Here is a 16,716-nt window from a genome sequence, read left to right on the forward strand (position 1 = left end):
TCTTATCAAGACTGACTAGCAAATGTCAACGCTAATATCGAACATTAATAGAAACTTGATAAATAATTGTTCGGTTTTATTCTTTCACCGCTTGAAAAACGATGGTCTTCCCGACAGGCTCCATCACTTTTTCTCCATTCCGTGTTTCTTCACGGAATATCGGTTCTTCCGCTCGCCTGATCGGAGTGTACCCTTCTTTTTTCATTCGATCGAGACATTGACCGATCGTTTCTTTTTCACCGACTTCAAAGCGCTTCTTGTTGTTCTTTTTGGGCATCGCGAATCTTTCCTCTCTTTACAGATTTTGCCCAGAACCCACCATGGATTTGCTTTGGCTCATAAGCCACGATAAATGCCTTCGGATCGATGTACCGAATCGTTTCATACAAAGCAAGCTCATATTTCCGTGGAGTCAAAATTTGCATCGCCAGGCGGTCACCTTCCATACCATAAGCATACCAACTCGTGACACCGTACCCTTTCTCACGGAGCATACGGGTAAATTCGATGTCTGGGTCTGAAGATATCACATTAACTGTAATATACCCGAGTGCGAGCTTCTCTTCAATCTTCATCCCCACAATTACACCAAGGCCATACCCGACGGCGTACGCGATGACGTTCTCAATTTGATCCAAACGGTCAAGCACCAAACCGAGACCGTAAATGTACACGACAATCTCAAACATGCTGATGAATGCGGCAAAATAACGCTGTCCCTTCAGAGTGAAAATCATCCGGAGGGTAAAAAACGAGACATAAACAACATTGACAGCCAAAATAATCGCAATAAGCATTAATGGGTTTTCTAACATAGATGCAGCCTCCTACGCCAGGGGCATCCACAAATTAGGACATTCACCTAGACGATGTTCTTTGCATAAACTATAAACCATGAGAAGAGGCATGCACAATAAGTTTTCATCGCAATCTATGACATTTTTTGGAGGCTGATCAAATGAACCAGTTCAAAGATTGGAAAGGCAACCTCGATCGCTTTTTCGGCCAGGATTTTTGGGGCGAATTCGAAGGAATGATGAAACCATCCATTCCAGCCATCAACTTGTATCAGTATGACAACGAACTGCTTTGTTTTGTGAACATCCCCGGCATGAATCACCCGAAAAACGTGGACGTTCTTGTGGACCATTCTACGCTAACATTACGTGGCAAGATTGAGATCAACAACCGTGGGGGACATCAGATTAAATCAGAAATCGCAGATGGAACTTTTGAACGCAGCATCGATCTCCCCTTTCCAGTAAGGCATGATAAAGTGGAAGCGACTTATAAACATGGACTGCTCATTGTTCAGTTACACCGCTACATTTCTGATTCGACCCGCCAGCGTCCGATTACCATTCGCCACCTTGAAGATGAATAAAACCGGCAGCCACATAGGCGAACTGCCGGTTTCTTTTTTCTTTTTGCATTTGTGGATATATCCGCCGCTCCACCTGATATATCCACTACTTTTTTAAATATATCCGCCACTTCTTGCGATATATCCGCTACTTTATATATATATCCGCTACTCGCCCTATTTTATCCGTATTCCCTACGCCAGGAAGATAAAGTACAAGATAAAAATGACGAAAAGGAAATACATGATCGGGTGAATCTCTTTAGCACGGCCTTTTAACAACATTGTGATCGGATAGAAAATGAAGCCGATCGCAATCCCTGTTGCAATACTATACGTCATCGGCATCGCTGCAATAGTGAGGAATGCAGGTACCGCAATTTCAAACTGATCCCAGTCGATATTTTTCAGCGTAGAAGCCATCAACACACCGACAATGATCAACGCAGGGCCGTCACCTCTGCAGTTACCACAGATAATAAAGGTGAGAAGAAAAGAGCCAGAATGAAAAAACCAGCCGTTACAACAGAAGTAAATCCTGTCCGCCCACCGGCTCCGACACCCGCTGTCGATTCGATGTAAGAAGTCGTAGTCGATGTTCCGACAACCGCACCTACAACAGTTGCTGCAGAATCAGCGAACAATGCACGATTGGCACGTGGCAATTTATTGTCTTTCATAAATCCTGCCTGAGTCGCTACGGCTACTAGTGTTCCTGCAGTATCGAAAAAGTCGACGAACAAGAACGTCAAAATAACGACAAGCATTTCAATCGTGAAAATATCACCGAAATGAGTAAATGCTGCGCCGAATGTTGGCGCTACACTCGGTGCGGAACCAATAATATCCCCCATACCAGAAGGCGGAGCGATCAGCCCTGTCACCATTCCAGCAATCGCAGTCAATACCATTCCGTAAAAGATGCCACCTTTTAATCCCATTGCCAACAACATTACACTGACAATGATCCCGAAAATCGCTAGCAGGGTCGGACCAGCTGTTAAATCACCCAACTCCACCAAGGTTGCATCACTATTTTGGACAATTCCGGAGTTTTGAAAACCGATAAAAGCAATGAACAATCCAATACCAGCTCCAACCGCAAGCTTCAAGTTGGCCGGGATAGCATCAATGATCAACGTACGCAGGCCGGTAACTGTTAATACAATAAAAATAAGTCCAGAAGCTAAGACGCCTGCGAGGGCCGTTTCCCATGGAATACCAAAACCTAAAACAACCGTATAAGCAAAGAATGCGTTCAATCCCATTCCTGGAGCCAAGGCGATTGGATACCTTGCGAAAAGACCCATGATCAGCGTACCGATCGCAGCAGCAATCGCTGTCGCCGTAAAGACCGCTCCTTTGTCAATTCGCGTCACCCCGTCTGGAAGCTGTTCGATTCCATCCAGTGCTAATGTAGATGGGTTAACGAATAAAATGTAGGCCATTGCTAAGAATGTTGTAAGACCCGCCATGAACTCCCTGCGATAAGATGTTCCAAACTCCTTAAATTTAAAAAACTTACTCATTCCTGTTTCCTCCCCTTTTCCCTCTCTCTTTATTCGTACCAGGCACACTCTCTCTCTATTTTTCATACCTGGTAGTCTACCGTCTGTCCGATATCTTTATTCTGTTTCTTATACCGGTAACAATTCATTGGATGCCTCTAAAATAAAAAAGACACTCATGGAAATTCCATAAGTGTCTACATATATACGAAGGAAACGGACGACAGACAGACCGATTAAAGATCCATCATCGTCTATTCACCAACGTAGTCAGACCGATTTACGGTAGCCTGGTAGAAACTCATGGGCCATATTCCCAAAATTATACGACGGTGTTGCTTTATTAATTTGTCTTTATATTACAAGGTTCGACAACTTTCGTCAACCCTAAACACGAACATTTTAATTTTAAAATGTTATTTCGTCCGATTATTCCCATTCAATTGTCGCAGGCGGCTTGCTAGTTACGTCATAAACTACACGATTAATATGGTCGACTTCATTCACAATACGTGTCGAGATTCTCTCCAAAACATCCCATGGAATACGTGCCCAGTCAGATGTCATTCCATCAATCGATGTGACAGCACGAATGCCGATGGTATAGTCATAGGTACGTTCATCACCCATGACACCAACCGAGCGAATATCAGGAAGTACAGTAAAGTATTGCCAAATGTCCCGATCCAAACCGGCATTTTTGATTTCATCACGTAAGACTGCATCTGATTCACGGACGATTTCCAGTTTTTCTTCTGTCACTTCACCAAGAACACGAATGGCAAGGCCTGGACCAGGAAATGGTTGACGCCAGACGATATGCTCCGGCACACCGAGCTCTGTCCCAAGCGCACGCACTTCGTCTTTAAATAAAGTATTGAGCGGTTCAATCAGGTCAAACTGCATATCCTCCGGAAGTCCTCCGACGTTATGATGCGACTTGATCGTTTGCGCTGTTTCTGTACCACTTTCAATAATATCTGTATAAAGCGTCCCTTGAGCCAGGAAGTCGATCTCTTTCAATTTATCTGCTTCATCATCAAACACATAAATGAATTCGTTCCCGATGATTTTACGCTTTTTCTCGGGATCCGAAACACCTGCAAGCTTACTCATAAAGCGTTCTTTGGCATCGATTTTGATGATGTTCATGTTAAAGCCGTCTCCAAGCGTCCGCATGACATCGTCCGCTTCATTCTTTCGCAGTAAACCGTGATCGACAAAAATACATGTCAGTTGATCACCAATCGCACGGTGAATTAAAGCCGCTACCACAGAAGAATCGACACCTCCACTAAGCGCACACAACACTTTGCGATCTCCGACTTTTTCGCGGATCTTTTCTACTTCCATTTCGACGACGTGCTCCATCGTCCAGTCGTCTGTCGCTTCACACACGTCAAAAACAAAGCTGCGCAAAAGGTCATTGCCGTATTCCGAGTGACGGACTTCTGGGTGGAACTGCACGCCATACATACGTGCTTCGTCATTACTGATTGCCGCAACAGGACAAGATGGACTTGTTGCATCCACCTGGAAACCTTCGGGTGCTTCGATGACTTTATCACTGTGGCTCATCCACACCGCCTGTTCACGAGGAGTTTTAGCAAAAATGACCGGCTCTTTAGCGACATTGATGTCCGCTTTTCCATATTCACGTTGTTTGGCACGTTCTACTTTTCCACCAAAATGATGTGTCATCAATTGCATGCCATAACAAATGCCAAGCACAGGAATTCCTAGTTCAAAAATATCCTCATCGCAACGGAAACTCTCTTCCCCATATACACTATTCGGCCCACCGGATAGAATAATTCCACTTGGATTCAGTTCCTTAATTTCTTCTATGCTCATTTTGTGAGAGTGAAGCTCACTGTACACTCCAAATTCCCGGATTCTTCGTGTAATCAACTGATTGTACTGGCTCCCGAAGTCCAGAACAAGAATCATACCTTGCACTTGTTCCATACTGTTCCACTCCTCGTCTGATAATACTTTTATTGTTCAGTGATCTTCAACTATTGTATACCTTTTTCAAAACAAAAAATGGATGGCTTCTACCTTGTTCAAAAAACGACGAAGGCAGAAATCCATCCATGTACATACATGTCACGTGATTCCCACCTTCATAGTCAGGGCGTTTACGGTGCCCCGGTAGAGACTCTCGAGCCTTATTCTCGAGGATATACGAAGGAAGAATGCATTTGATAATTTTCATTCATTCTATCAATCGCATGAAAAGGAATCAAGACAATGTCTTTTTAATTAAATTTTCCCATAATTCAGTGACCTTTGGCCAATGCGAGTATTGGGATTCATTACGATAAATCACACGTTCGTAATGGTTAGTGAGACGACGCATATCGTTAGATTGGTAATGCCGGTCCACTTTATTAGCGTAATCACGAAGCGTTTGCTCCGGTTCTCGTTTAATCCCTTTATGGTGGAGCAATTTCAGTAGATAAAGATACGCTTTTTCATACGTATTCTCATCCTTATTTTTCCGGTACTTCCAGATCAGGAAGAATGACATCCAACGGAAACGGGTCACATAAAGCACAAGCCCTGCAACACCTACTATAGCAAGCATCACCCACAGCCATGTATAGTTTTGATCAGAAGAACCATCTGCACCCGCACTATCTGAGTTTTGCTCTTCTTCTTCCATTTGCTGAGGGTTCCCCATGTCATTCTCCGGAGTCTCATTTTCTTCCGGTGTTGCTACTGAGTCTTCACTATCATCTGTATCGATATCTGTATAGAAGTCTGTAGAGTTCGTAAACCCTTTTGTCGGTTCAAAAGGAACCCAACCGACATCAGGAAAGTACACTTCGACCCATGAGTGGGCATTTTCACTCGTAACCTCATACACGTCTTTGACTCCATCCGTAAAAGACGTTTCACGAGAATCTACGCGTTCACCACCAGTAAAACCTTTCACCCAACGGGCGGGTATTCCTTCCGAGCGGAGCAACACAACCATCGATGTTGAGAAGTTGTCACAATAACCAAGTTGCGTTTCAAACAAGAATTGATCGACATAATCCTCATCCCCACTCGGTACCGCTACATCTGTCGTCGAATACTCAAATCCATTCGATGAAAAATAGGATTCTACCGCTTTTGCTCGATCATACCGATTTTCCTCTTCCTGAACGATTTCACCAGCCAGATTTCTTACTCTGTTCGGCAAATCGTCCGGGAGCTGTAAATAGCGATCTCGAATTTCTTGAGGATCATCATCTCCTGCTTCCCTCAGTTGATTATATTCAAATGCAGGAAAATCGTAATTGATAATCGCTGTATTCAATTTAGCCGGAGAATCACCTTTAACCGTATCCATTTCTCCTGTGTTTTCGTGTACAAGGAGATCATAATTCGCAGGATACCTAATCAGAGAACTTAAGCCATACGGATAAACCAACTTACGAAAGGACGCTTGATCCGACATGGTTATGAGGGCAGTCTGCTCCTCTACTTCCACGGTGTCTGCGAAGGTTTCATAGGTGATATTCCCGGGGTCCATGTTTGTCACAGGCTCTTCGAGCGTGTCTTCCCATCCTTTTCCTGTGTATGTGTCTTTTGATTCAATACGCCAGTACCGCTCCCCATCAACCACAGCTTCAAACACAGGCGTATCATCCTGGATGAACGAACCTCCGAGTCTGCTATCATCTTCCCCATAACCTACTTTCTGAACCGTTCCATTCCCCTCTCCGCCAGGACCAGGTCCACCTGTTGCACTCTCTAAGTACGGCACAGGGTCCGGCCATTGCGGTGATAGTTTTGGCGACGCATAAGCAGCAGCTGATGAACAAAGGATAATAGCAAGTAAAGGAAGCGCCCACACATGTGCTTTTTGTAACCCTTTAAATGCAATCGATTCTTTATCCATTTCTTTTGCAAAACTTGATAGACCAAGAGCGACCATTCCTAAAATAAAGGTACGCACAATGGCCCACTTTCCATCATACAGTGTGAACGTATCGGTGACGGTAACAAAGATAAGCGTCAATAATACGAAAAAAAGCATTCTTCCTGCCACTACAAACCAATAGTAGAGCAAATAACTCATCAGCCATAGAAGAATCAAAAACAATAAACTGCGGAACAACGGTGTCATCTGCCACCATTCCTGAGATTGGATCATCTGGATGTTAAATACGATTTGCTCAAAAATGACAGTGAACCAATCAGGAGAAAAAATCCTCTCAGCGATGTATAACCCATCGATGATAAAGGCAAGTCCAAGCCCTTTTAGCGGGATGGATAAATACCAGGGGATCTGCAAAAAGGATACAAAAAAGCAGAACGTTGCATAGATGAAGAAAACGGTCACATCATTTGTTTCCGATATAGACTCCAACGGTCTAAGCCACTCACAAAACAATAGGAAACCCGTAATATACAAAACAAGCTTATAGATGAACGTTTGTCGCTCCTGCATCACGTGTTCACCTCGAATTCTTGTTGCGTTAATTGCTCTTCATTCAAAACATTGACGATGATACCCTGGCTTTTCAATTGCTTCACATTTTGGTGATCCTGGAAGGTCATCTGATCGTGAGGGCGTACATAAAAAAAGAGGAGGCGCTTACTTTTTTTCGCCAATTTACTCATCGCCGTTTGAATATCATGATCTAAATGATGACTGACAACCATCAACATTACACCGCTGGGTATCGACGATTTTTCCCTTTCTAACTGTTGAGCAAAAGGAATCCGGCCGACCGGACGAATCTTCGCCAAATGGCCTTGCATTTGTTGTTGATGTTGATAGTCCTGATGAAAAGGAAAATACCTCCGCTCATCACCAAGGGACATGAATGCCACTGGGGACGAATTTTTATGACATTCTTTCAGCAAAGAAGCGGTAAATTCTACCGCACCTTCAAAACTCAACTCCCCCAGGTCCGGATGATAAACAGCGTTCAAAATGAGCATCATATCAACACTTTTTTCCTGTTCAAACTCTTTGGTCATCATTTCGTTTTTCTTGGCTGTCGTCTTCCAGTCCACCCACGCAAACCGGTCACCCGGCATGTAGTCACGGACACCTGAAACAACATTCGTATTCTTTTCATTAAGCTTGAACGAAGGACTTGAGCCTTGCTCAAAACTGTACACACGTTCCTTCATTTTGACAGGACGCAAATAAGGAAAAACAAGCAGTTTACTTTCCCGATGATAAACGTGCTCTTTTTTTACAAAGCCGAAAAAGTCTCCTGTTTTAATACGAATCGACTTTAATACATGTTCTCCACGTGGCAGTTTCTCTAAGGAATAGCGATATGTGATTTTCTTGCTGAACCATGGAAACACTACTCGCTTTACTTTGCGAGATTCATTAAAATGATTCTCTTTATCCATATCCTTGAATTTCTCAAGATGTTCATCCACTTTCTTCAGTGACTCTGGCAAATACTCTTCAATGACACAATAATAGATAGGAAAGGGAATGTTCCGCTCCATCGTCACCTCAACATCTACGGTTTCACTGCCCATCGCCATCCGCTTCGAAAGCTTTCGGTCAATCTTCCAGTTGTTAATCGGATAAAAAAGAACAGCTATCATATAAACGAGGAAAGGCAGGAAGGCATAGAAGAGAAACCAGCTAACGAAGCCACCCTGGAACATGGCATAAGAAAATAGGACAGTAAACAACATCACTACGACACAACATTTGCCAATGAATCCTAGCGTTCGTCTCATTCACTGATGTTCCTCTTAACTGGGATGGAAGTTGAAGATACAAGACTATCAATGATGGACTCCGAAGTGTGCCCTTCAAATCGTGCTTCAGACGTAAGAATCATCCGATGGGACAACACAAAAGGAGCCATATACTGGACATCATCCGGTATTACATAATCACGATCATGGACAAAGGCATAGGCTTTTGCCGCTTTCATTAATGCAATCGACCCACGAGGACTCACACCTAAATAGACAGATTCGTGTGCACGAGTACCTGTAACAAGATCAATGATATAGCGATTCACGGTTTGATCGACATACACTTCTGCCACTTCTTTTTGCAATCCTACCAACTCTTCACGAGTAAGCACAGCAGAAATCTCTTCGATCGGATGACCGTTGGAAGTCCTCGATAACATTTCCATTTCCTGTTTCGCACTCGGATACCCCATCTTCATTTTCAGCAGAAAACGGTCGAGCTGTGCTTCAGGCAAAGGGTAAGTTCCTTCGTATTCAATGGGGTTCTGCGTAGCCATGACAAAAAATGGATCACTAAGCGGAACAGTATTCCCATCCACTGTGATACTCGTCTCTTCCATGCCTTCTAACAAGGAGGACTGAGTTTTCGGAGATGTACGATTGATCTCATCTGCTAAAACTATATTTCCAAGGATAGGCCCTGGACGGAACTCGAATTCCATGCTTTTCGGATTATATATGGATACACCCGTCACATCAGAAGGGAGTAGATCTGGAGTGAATTGGATACGCTTAAAATCGCAATCCAGTGATTTCGCGAGCGTCTTTACCAGCATCGTTTTTCCAACGCCAGGAACATCCTCCAATAGAACATGTCCTTTTGCGAGTAATGCCACGACGCTTAGCATTGCCGCTTCTTCCTTTCCGATCATGACTTTTCTTATATTTTTAAGTACATCCGATATTTTCGGTTGATACAAAAATGTTTGCTGAGTCATTTGGTGTACCCCTTTCTCCCTGAATTACTGTTTTCAGAATTATCATGCTTATTATAACTATACTATAAGGTGGAAACATCGACAAAGGATGTGACCCACTGGGTATTAAAGGAAATTCCGCCATATCAACAATACATGCAACAGAAAAAATTGTCGAAGAGCCCAAATTGAATTGGAAAATAAAAGGTTATTTTTTCAATAAATGGTTAACTTATGTTACATAATATGATATCTTTAATTTGAGCCATCTTAATTAGAGATATTAATAAAAAGAGACGAAAGTTTGTATAGGTATAGGTGGCAGGGGCCTCAGCTTGAAAAGCTGAGGCTTTTATATTTGTGGTCTTGGGAATGCGATGCCAATATCGGCTTCTGTCCGGTTGAATAATTTCTGATGCCCGAGGAAACAGGTTTGTGAAAACCAGGACAAAAAAACAAAACCCCCTTTATCCGGAAAAGTATCCAGTAAAGGGGATGGCATTAACCTTTCTGATTATTAAAATACATAAGAGGACGCTTCCCGAGTCCCCTGATATTATCCGTGTACGCCAAAATTTCAGGGTGTTTACCCATTAAAAGATCGTTAATTCCTTTCACTGTATAATTTCTATATCCACCTTTCGCTTCTTCCTGCGCCGATGATTCGATAAAAAGATGTTCCGAATGAGCAAAAAGCACATCAATGACTTCCTCATAGTTATCGAAATGGTGCAGGACACTCAAAGCGAGGACTACATCAAACTTCTTTTCTTTACAAAGTTCCTTCAATTCTTCAATATCCACCCTTCTGTTCATAAGCGTCACATAAGGATTTTCATTCATATCATAAATTTTCCGGGCTTCTTTTTTCTCTTCTATCATAGTCACAGGTACTTTAAAGTCTTCAGCTATCCGGAAAGAGAAATATCCATTGTTAGCTCCGAGGTCAAGCACGGTAAATGGATCATCCCATTCCATCATTTTCTCTTTTATTTTTTCATACCTGTTCACACACTCCCTCAGCCCTTTCTTGACGAGTTTCCCTTTTACCCAAATATCTTGATACACGAACCGATTCCCCCTTAAAAAATAATTACTTTCATTCATGTTTGCCAGCCCATACAAGAACGCTTTTTCCCTTCCGTTTGCCTCAAAGTACATAAGAAACACATGAGAGGCCACCTCTGGTGGATAATTCCCGTTCACGACTTGTTCCCATTCCATCATGTCATCTAGATTGATGATTCTCTTTCTTCGTGGTGGAATTCTCGCCAGAATAGAGTCATATCCTAACAAGGACAAAGCAGCTATCCGGTGTTGCCCTCCCGTGATTAAAAAACGGTAATCCTTTCCCTTCTTCAAGAAATAACCTTTTATGAACCCATCATGATATTGGGTAGGTTGATACCCTTCTACTTTCATTTTTTCGTAAACATAAATTAATCTCTTAAACTCTTTTCTTATGAATGTGTTCGTATTCGGGCCGTAATGTTGGTTCCCTTCTTCCAGGACACGTCTATGTCCCATTCCCCAGGGCAAAGGTACCCACGGTCCATCTCCGTTCAACGGATCATACGCATCCTCACACATAAGACATTCAAACATCGATTTTGGTTGATAAAGAGAGTAGTATTTATACAGTATTGAGTTCCGATATTGAATTTTTGGTTTCTTTTTATATTCTTTGATCGTCTCACACAAATAGTGCCAACCTTGCGCCGTATAAGTGAACCCTTGCCAATCCACACACTTGTTCAAAGGCACCTTAACAGTTGGAGAAGAACTATCCAAAGCCTCCGCCCCCGATGGTATCGTCATATCCCAGATTTCTCCCCCCTTATAGCAACCCGTATTTTTTTGCTTTTTCTATTCCTGTCGTTTCAAAATAGAAGTTAAATATTTTTCTAGCTGCCTCTTCACTATAAGTTCCATTTTTGACATGCTCCCAATGATGGATGTGCTGGATATCGATGACTCTTTTCCAATCCGGCTGGATTTTAACATGGAGATCTTTTTGACCGAGCACTCCTAATGCAGCCATTCGATGTTGTCCCCCGGAAACTTTGAATCGATAATCATCTCCCTTTTTCAAAAAATGTCCACGGATATATCCATCTTTATTTTCCTGTGGCTGATATCCTTGACTTTCCAACCTGTGATAAAGCGAAATGGTCCGCACAAACTCTTTTCTAATGAAAGTATTGGAATTGGGACCGAAATGCTGATTATCTGAAAGCCTTATTCGAAAGGCGCTTTCCCATGGAAGCGGCACCCATGGGGTAGAATGCCGAAGCGGATCATACTCTTCTTCACATAAGAAACATTCAAACGTGGAGTATGGCTGATACTTGTCATAATACTTCTTTAAAATAGATTTTCGGTAATTGTTTTTAGGTTTCAATTTATACTCTCGCAGCATCTCACATAAATAATGCCAACCACTCATTGTGTAGGTGAATCCTTGCCAGTCACAGCACATCGATAATGGCATATTGACTATCTCTGCAGAACTTTCTATGGCACTAAACCCTCTTGGAACATCCACAACCATCCACCCTTTTTAAATTCATCTCCTTCACAGCCTTTCTTGTTAGCGAATTAAGGATCGCCTTTCTGCTTGACTTGACGATTAATCTCCTGCCAATCGGGGTTCTTTCTCAAGACTTCCAGTATATCTTGAAATGTAAAAGTTGGATTTGTCGGATACAGTCTCTCAAGAACCTTCGATACGAATTGAAAATCCTCCGGTGTGTCCACCGTCCAGCGATGATGACTTTCATCGGAATCATGCAATACCTGGGCTATACTTGCGTCTCCGATCCGTTTCATAATAAAAGGGGTGACGTGTTCAAGGTCGTGAGGGGAATTAGCATTCATGTAGGCATCTTTGAGAGCTTCGTATGTGAACACTTCGGTATCCAACCCTCTAGGATACGAGCGTTTTCTTGTGTTGGAAACATACATGTATCGGGGATATTTTTTTAAGAAGTAGTGGATGATTTTATCGATGACAGCCGGATCGATTAATGGACAATCTGCTGTCAGCCTGACAACAGCGTCTGCCTTATAGTACGCACATGTTTCATAGAACCTTCCTAAGACATCTTTCTCCGACCCACGGAATGTATCGACTTTCAAACGCTGACACAACTCTATGATCGGATCGTCCAAGGACCTCCTCGATGTGCTGACAACGAGCTGGTCGATTCTCTCCGAGCGCTTCATCCTCTCAATCTGGTACTCTAGCAAGGGTTTCCCATTGACTTGTCTTAAAACCTTTCCCGGAAGCCTTGTAGATCCCATTCGCGCCTGAACAACAGCGGTGACTTTCATTGGTTCACCTCCTTCGTTAACCAATCAGATCCCATGACATAGGAGTCCCCCTTTTGACATCAGCATTCACTTTTTTCCCTAAAAGCAATTCATAATATTTCGGGGGTAATCCATATCCTGGCCGGATCGCCCGAAAATTGCTTTCCGTCAATGTATCTCCTGACTTTAAATCTTCCGTAATGTACAAGGACCGGCGGTACTTCCCTGATTTCTTTTCACTGGCTGTTGGTCCGTAATTCACCTTTCCAAGCGATTGCCAAGCACGTTCGGTTTCCTCGACCAGCTCCTTCATTTCCTCCGGCTCCAGTGAAAATTGTGCATCAACCCCTCCATCTTTCCGTGCTAGTGTAAAATGTTTCTCGACGACAGTTGCGCCGAGGGCCACGCTCGCAACTGCCACACCTGTGCCGAGGGTATGATCAGACAAACCAATTTGGCATTGAAACAGATCTTTCATATGAGGGATGGTAACTATATTAGAATTTTTCGGCGTGGCCGGATAACTGCTTGTGCATTTCAACAAAATAAGGTCCTTCCCTCCCGCTGATTCGAAAGCTTCGACCATCTCCGTAATTTCACCCGCAGTCGCCATTCCTGTCGAGATGATTACAGGCTTCCCTGTCTTCGCAACTTTCTTTATTAAAGGCAGATCTGTATTTTCAAAAGAAGCGATTTTATACAGGGGAACACGGAGGCTTTCTAGAAAGTCGACTGATGATTCATCAAACGGTGTGCTGAAGCCGATCATGCCCAGTTCACGGCATCTTTCAAAAATCTTCTTATGCCAATTCCATGGGGTATAGGCTTCCTGATAAAGTTCGTAGAGACTCTTTCCTTTCCAAAGACTCTCAGCATCTCCGATATGAAATTCGTCACTTTTATGATCAAGAGTCATGGTATCTGCCGTATAGGTCTGGATTTTCAGGGCATGAGCGCCGGCTTTCGCTGCCTGCTCCACGATTTCCAGGGCACGATCAATGGACTGATTGTGATTGCCTGACATTTCAGCAATGATGAATGGAGGATGGTCAGGGCCGACCCTCTGCTCACCGATTTTGATCTCCATCAACCTTCCTCCTTATAATCTTACGTCTCTCTTCCCATACTTCATCAAACAGCGCCATAGGGATAATATCTACGAGCCTATCCCCACGTTTCATTTGTGCCGTAAACCGCCCTTCCTGCACAAAACCGAGTTTCTTATGATAACGGTGACTCATTACATTGAAGTCCAGTACTTCTGCACAAACTTTTCTCATGCCTAACTTATCGAAAATAAAATTCAGAGCTAATAATCCCATAATGGTACCTGCCCCTTTTGGAGCATTTTGCTCTCCGATGTAGAAGCCCCATTCGCAAGTCCCGTGTTCAAGGTCAACATTCGTGAATCTCACAACCCCGAGCGGACGATCTTTGTGGATGAATAACTTTGCGTAAGAAGATGGGTTTTGCTGTTCCTTTTCAAACCATGCGATATGATCTTCCCACGGAATCCATTGATCATTATACATATGCTTACGTATATACTCTGAGTTTCGCCAATTCCATATCACAGGCAGATCCGCACGCTCGATGTCACGCAAACGAAACTCATCCATTTGCAGCACCACCCATCATCAATTTAGAAACTCCGTAACGCTTATGATTTTTCATCACTTCTTTCACAGAAGCCCAGGCATTCTTCATCTGTGAGGGATTTCCCATTAATTTTGCAAGACATTGTGAAAGGTGCTCTACATTTACTTCAGCACTTTTACCCAAATAGAATATGGCCCCCTTTTCTAGTAAAGAAGAAATGACTTCTGTTTGATTGGGGGCTGTTTCAATGATCAAAGATGGAAGCTCCATGTAGCACCGTTCCCACACAGAACTCCCCCCAGCCCCTATAGCTAAATCTGCACATTCCATATGCCGGGCCATTTCTTTTGTCTGGATATGAAGCTCCATCTTGTCATTTCGATCACAAAAACGAATGATGGCTTGTTTGTAAGGGTGAGATTCGCCAATAACCACATCCACCTCTGGAGTGATTTCAAGCCTCTCAATCGCCTGAAGAGTTTTCAATGTTTCATTCGTTGGATCACTACCCCCAAAAGACACTAAGATTCTTCTTACTGTTCCATCCCTCTCCCTTTCTAGAGGAGAAGCTTGCAAAAACTCCCTCCGCAAAAGTGTGTAAGCTGGCCCTAGAAGAAGCGTGGCCCGTTCAGGAACAAGCCCTGTATACCTTACCTCCATTTTCTTATATAAATTTTGATCGAGCAGCAAATCACAATCGTGCGGGCGATCCGCAAGATCATCAATCACCATCAGTTTTTTGACGTGGGGCCTTATGGCCTTCTCCCAGCGTGCATCCAGTTCATAATTGTCGACCACAAGCCAATCCACCACCCCTGCATGATCCAATATCTGTATCACGCGCACAGCATCTTCTTCCCAGGATACTTGGTCTGCCCCTGTCATTTCGTAAACGGGATAACCCTGATTCTGGATGAACTCAACCAAATCACCCGGACGCCTTCTACACATAAAAAAAACTTCCGCCCCAAGTTCACGAAGCTCATCAGCAAGCGTGAGGCAGCGCATCACGTGGCCTGTTCCATCATTGATAGAAGCATCCACTCTAAATCCGATTTTCATCCATTTCCACCCGTAACCGCTTCATAATGAGCTATTACTTTTTTAACGGCTTTCACCACATCTGCTACATCCTCTTCCGTCATTCCTGAAAATAGTGGCAGACTGATGATTTGTTCATATACCTCTTCCGCGACAGGGCACATCCCTCTTGTATAGCCACGATCTCTGTAATAGGGTTGGGTATGGACAGGCATATAGTGGACATTGACCCCGATATTCTCTGCGCGCAGTGCTTCAAAAATCTCTTTTCTTAATCCTTTGAGTGGACCTGACAAGCGGATAATATAAAGATGATAAGAAGAAGTCGTATCAGGGAGCTGGGCAGGAATGATGACATTCCCCATCTTGTTAAACGCCTTGTTATAAGCTTCCACATACGCTCTTCGTTTCGCCACAAAAGTATTTAATTTTTTTAGTTGACTGCTCCCAAGGGCAGCCTGCAGATCTGTCATTCGGTAATTGAATCCAAGAAATTGCATTTCATATTCCCATGAGTGTCGATTTTCTAAATGTTGAGCTGGGTCCCGGGTAATTCCATGTGTACGGAACATCAATAATTTCTCGTAATAGTCTCGATCGTTTGTGGTAATCACCCCTCCTTCCCCTGTGGTAATGTGCTTCACAGGGTGAAAGCTGAACATGGTCATATCACTGTAGGACCCTACTTTTTCCCCTTTATAATCAGCTCCTAATGCATGGGCGGCATCTTCGATGATGACAATCCCATGCTTATCGGCTATCGCTTTTATCTGCTCATAATCGGCCGGCTGCCCTGTGAAATCCACCGGAATAACTGCTTTTGTTCGTGGTGTGATTAATGATTCTATCGAAGAAGGATCAATGTTGTACGTCTTCGGGTTGACATCCGCAAACACCGGTTTCCCCCCTGTATAAAGGACACAGTTCGCACTTGCAACAAAAGTTAATGGGGTCGTAATAACCTCATCACCTTTTGTAATTCCTGCAGCAAAGCATGCCGCATGTAAAGCTGCTGTGCCATTGGAAAAAGCGACCGCATACGCAGCCCCTACATGATCAGCCAAACCCTTTTCAAAAGCATCGATTTCAGGCCCGGTGGTAATATAATCACTCTGCAATGTGGCCACAACCGCTTCAATATCTTGATCATCAATGGACTGTCTGCCATAAGGCAACAACGTATTTCGAACGGGTTCCCCCCCAAATATCGCTAACTTATCTCCCACTCTGATGTACTCCT

14 protein-coding genes, 1 pseudogene and 2 riboswitches are annotated in these 16,716 nt (G+C 43.4%); of the genes and pseudogenes, 1 reads left to right on the forward strand and 14 read right to left on the reverse strand.

Going from position 1 to position 16,716, the window contains the following annotated elements; translation table 11 throughout:
- Positions 1 to 76: 76 nt before the first annotated feature.
- Both BMZ58_RS08480 and BMZ58_RS08485 read right to left on the reverse strand, forming a co-directional pair.
- A complete protein-coding gene (locus BMZ58_RS08480) occupies positions 77 to 277 on the reverse strand; it encodes an NETI motif-containing protein (RefSeq protein ID WP_075036124.1) in 201 nt (66 codons plus the stop codon).
- Positions 246 to 815, reverse strand: a complete 570-nt coding sequence (locus BMZ58_RS08485) for a DUF2179 domain-containing protein (protein ID WP_075036125.1) — start codon at positions 813 to 815, stop codon at positions 246 to 248. The genes BMZ58_RS08480 and BMZ58_RS08485 overlap by 32 nt, the downstream gene beginning before the upstream one ends.
- 143 nt (positions 816 to 958) lie before the next feature.
- Between BMZ58_RS08485 and BMZ58_RS08490 the strand changes: the two genes are divergently transcribed.
- Positions 959 to 1,384: an Hsp20/alpha crystallin family protein gene (locus BMZ58_RS08490; protein WP_075036126.1), complete on the forward strand. Its 426-nt coding sequence runs from the start codon at positions 959 to 961 to the stop codon at positions 1,382 to 1,384.
- Positions 1,385 to 1,558: 174 nt separating this feature from the next.
- Here the strand turns inward: BMZ58_RS08490 and BMZ58_RS08495 are convergent.
- From BMZ58_RS08495 to pseC, 12 genes and pseudogenes are all read right to left on the reverse strand, one after another.
- Positions 1,559 to 2,892, reverse strand: a pseudogene (locus BMZ58_RS08495) (NCS2 family permease).
- Between the two features lie 226 nt (positions 2,893 to 3,118).
- Positions 3,119 to 3,221: riboswitch (purine riboswitch) on the reverse strand.
- Positions 3,222 to 3,300: 79 nt separating this feature from the next.
- Positions 3,301 to 4,839, reverse strand: coding sequence for a glutamine-hydrolyzing GMP synthase (gene guaA, locus BMZ58_RS08500; RefSeq protein ID WP_075036127.1), 1,539 nt, complete (start codon positions 4,837 to 4,839; stop codon positions 3,301 to 3,303).
- 141 nt (positions 4,840 to 4,980) lie between these two features.
- A riboswitch (purine riboswitch) is annotated at positions 4,981 to 5,082 on the reverse strand.
- 34 nt (positions 5,083 to 5,116) lie between these two features.
- The gene (locus BMZ58_RS08505; RefSeq protein WP_075036128.1) at positions 5,117 to 7,318 is read right to left on the reverse strand and encodes a transglutaminase TgpA family protein; all 2,202 of its coding nucleotides are present in this window, start codon (positions 7,316 to 7,318) and stop codon (positions 5,117 to 5,119) included.
- The gene (locus BMZ58_RS08510) at positions 7,318 to 8,583 is read right to left on the reverse strand and encodes a DUF58 domain-containing protein (RefSeq protein ID WP_075036129.1); all 1,266 of its coding nucleotides are present in this window, start codon (positions 8,581 to 8,583) and stop codon (positions 7,318 to 7,320) included. The genes BMZ58_RS08505 and BMZ58_RS08510 overlap by 1 nt, the downstream gene beginning before the upstream one ends.
- Entirely contained in the window at positions 8,580 to 9,545 is a 966-nt protein-coding gene (locus BMZ58_RS08515) for an AAA family ATPase (RefSeq protein WP_075036130.1), read from the reverse strand. The genes BMZ58_RS08510 and BMZ58_RS08515 overlap by 4 nt, the downstream gene beginning before the upstream one ends.
- Positions 9,546 to 10,025: 480 nt before the next feature.
- A complete protein-coding gene (locus BMZ58_RS08520; protein ID WP_075036131.1) occupies positions 10,026 to 11,342 on the reverse strand; it encodes a methyltransferase domain-containing protein in 1,317 nt (438 codons plus the stop codon).
- Between the two features lie 19 nt (positions 11,343 to 11,361).
- The gene (locus BMZ58_RS08525) at positions 11,362 to 12,069 is read right to left on the reverse strand and encodes a hypothetical protein (protein ID WP_139207314.1); all 708 of its coding nucleotides are present in this window, start codon (positions 12,067 to 12,069) and stop codon (positions 11,362 to 11,364) included.
- Positions 12,070 to 12,122: 53 nt separating this feature from the next.
- Positions 12,123 to 12,857, reverse strand: a complete 735-nt coding sequence (locus BMZ58_RS08530; RefSeq protein WP_075036133.1) for a cytidylyltransferase domain-containing protein — start codon at positions 12,855 to 12,857, stop codon at positions 12,123 to 12,125.
- Positions 12,858 to 12,873: 16 nt separating this feature from the next.
- Positions 12,874 to 13,926, reverse strand: coding sequence for a pseudaminic acid synthase (gene pseI, locus BMZ58_RS08535; RefSeq protein ID WP_208601414.1), 1,053 nt, complete (start codon positions 13,924 to 13,926; stop codon positions 12,874 to 12,876).
- Complete coding sequence (gene pseH / locus BMZ58_RS08540) at positions 13,904 to 14,455, reverse strand: UDP-4-amino-4,6-dideoxy-N-acetyl-beta-L-altrosamine N-acetyltransferase (RefSeq protein ID WP_083412632.1); 552 nt, start codon at positions 14,453 to 14,455, stop codon at positions 13,904 to 13,906. Before pseH ends, pseI begins: the two co-directional genes overlap by 23 nt.
- The gene (gene pseG / locus BMZ58_RS08545; protein ID WP_075036136.1) at positions 14,448 to 15,497 is read right to left on the reverse strand and encodes a UDP-2,4-diacetamido-2,4,6-trideoxy-beta-L-altropyranose hydrolase; all 1,050 of its coding nucleotides are present in this window, start codon (positions 15,495 to 15,497) and stop codon (positions 14,448 to 14,450) included. The genes pseH and pseG overlap by 8 nt, the downstream gene beginning before the upstream one ends.
- The gene (gene pseC, locus BMZ58_RS08550) at positions 15,494 to 16,702 is read right to left on the reverse strand and encodes a UDP-4-amino-4,6-dideoxy-N-acetyl-beta-L-altrosamine transaminase (RefSeq protein WP_075036137.1); all 1,209 of its coding nucleotides are present in this window, start codon (positions 16,700 to 16,702) and stop codon (positions 15,494 to 15,496) included. Before pseC ends, pseG begins: the two co-directional genes overlap by 4 nt.
- Between the last annotated feature and the right edge of the window lie 14 nt (positions 16,703 to 16,716).

The sequence above is a fragment of the Halobacillus dabanensis genome (genome assembly GCF_900114165.1).
Classification (GTDB): domain Bacteria; phylum Bacillota; class Bacilli; order Bacillales; family Halobacillaceae; genus Halobacillus; species Halobacillus dabanensis.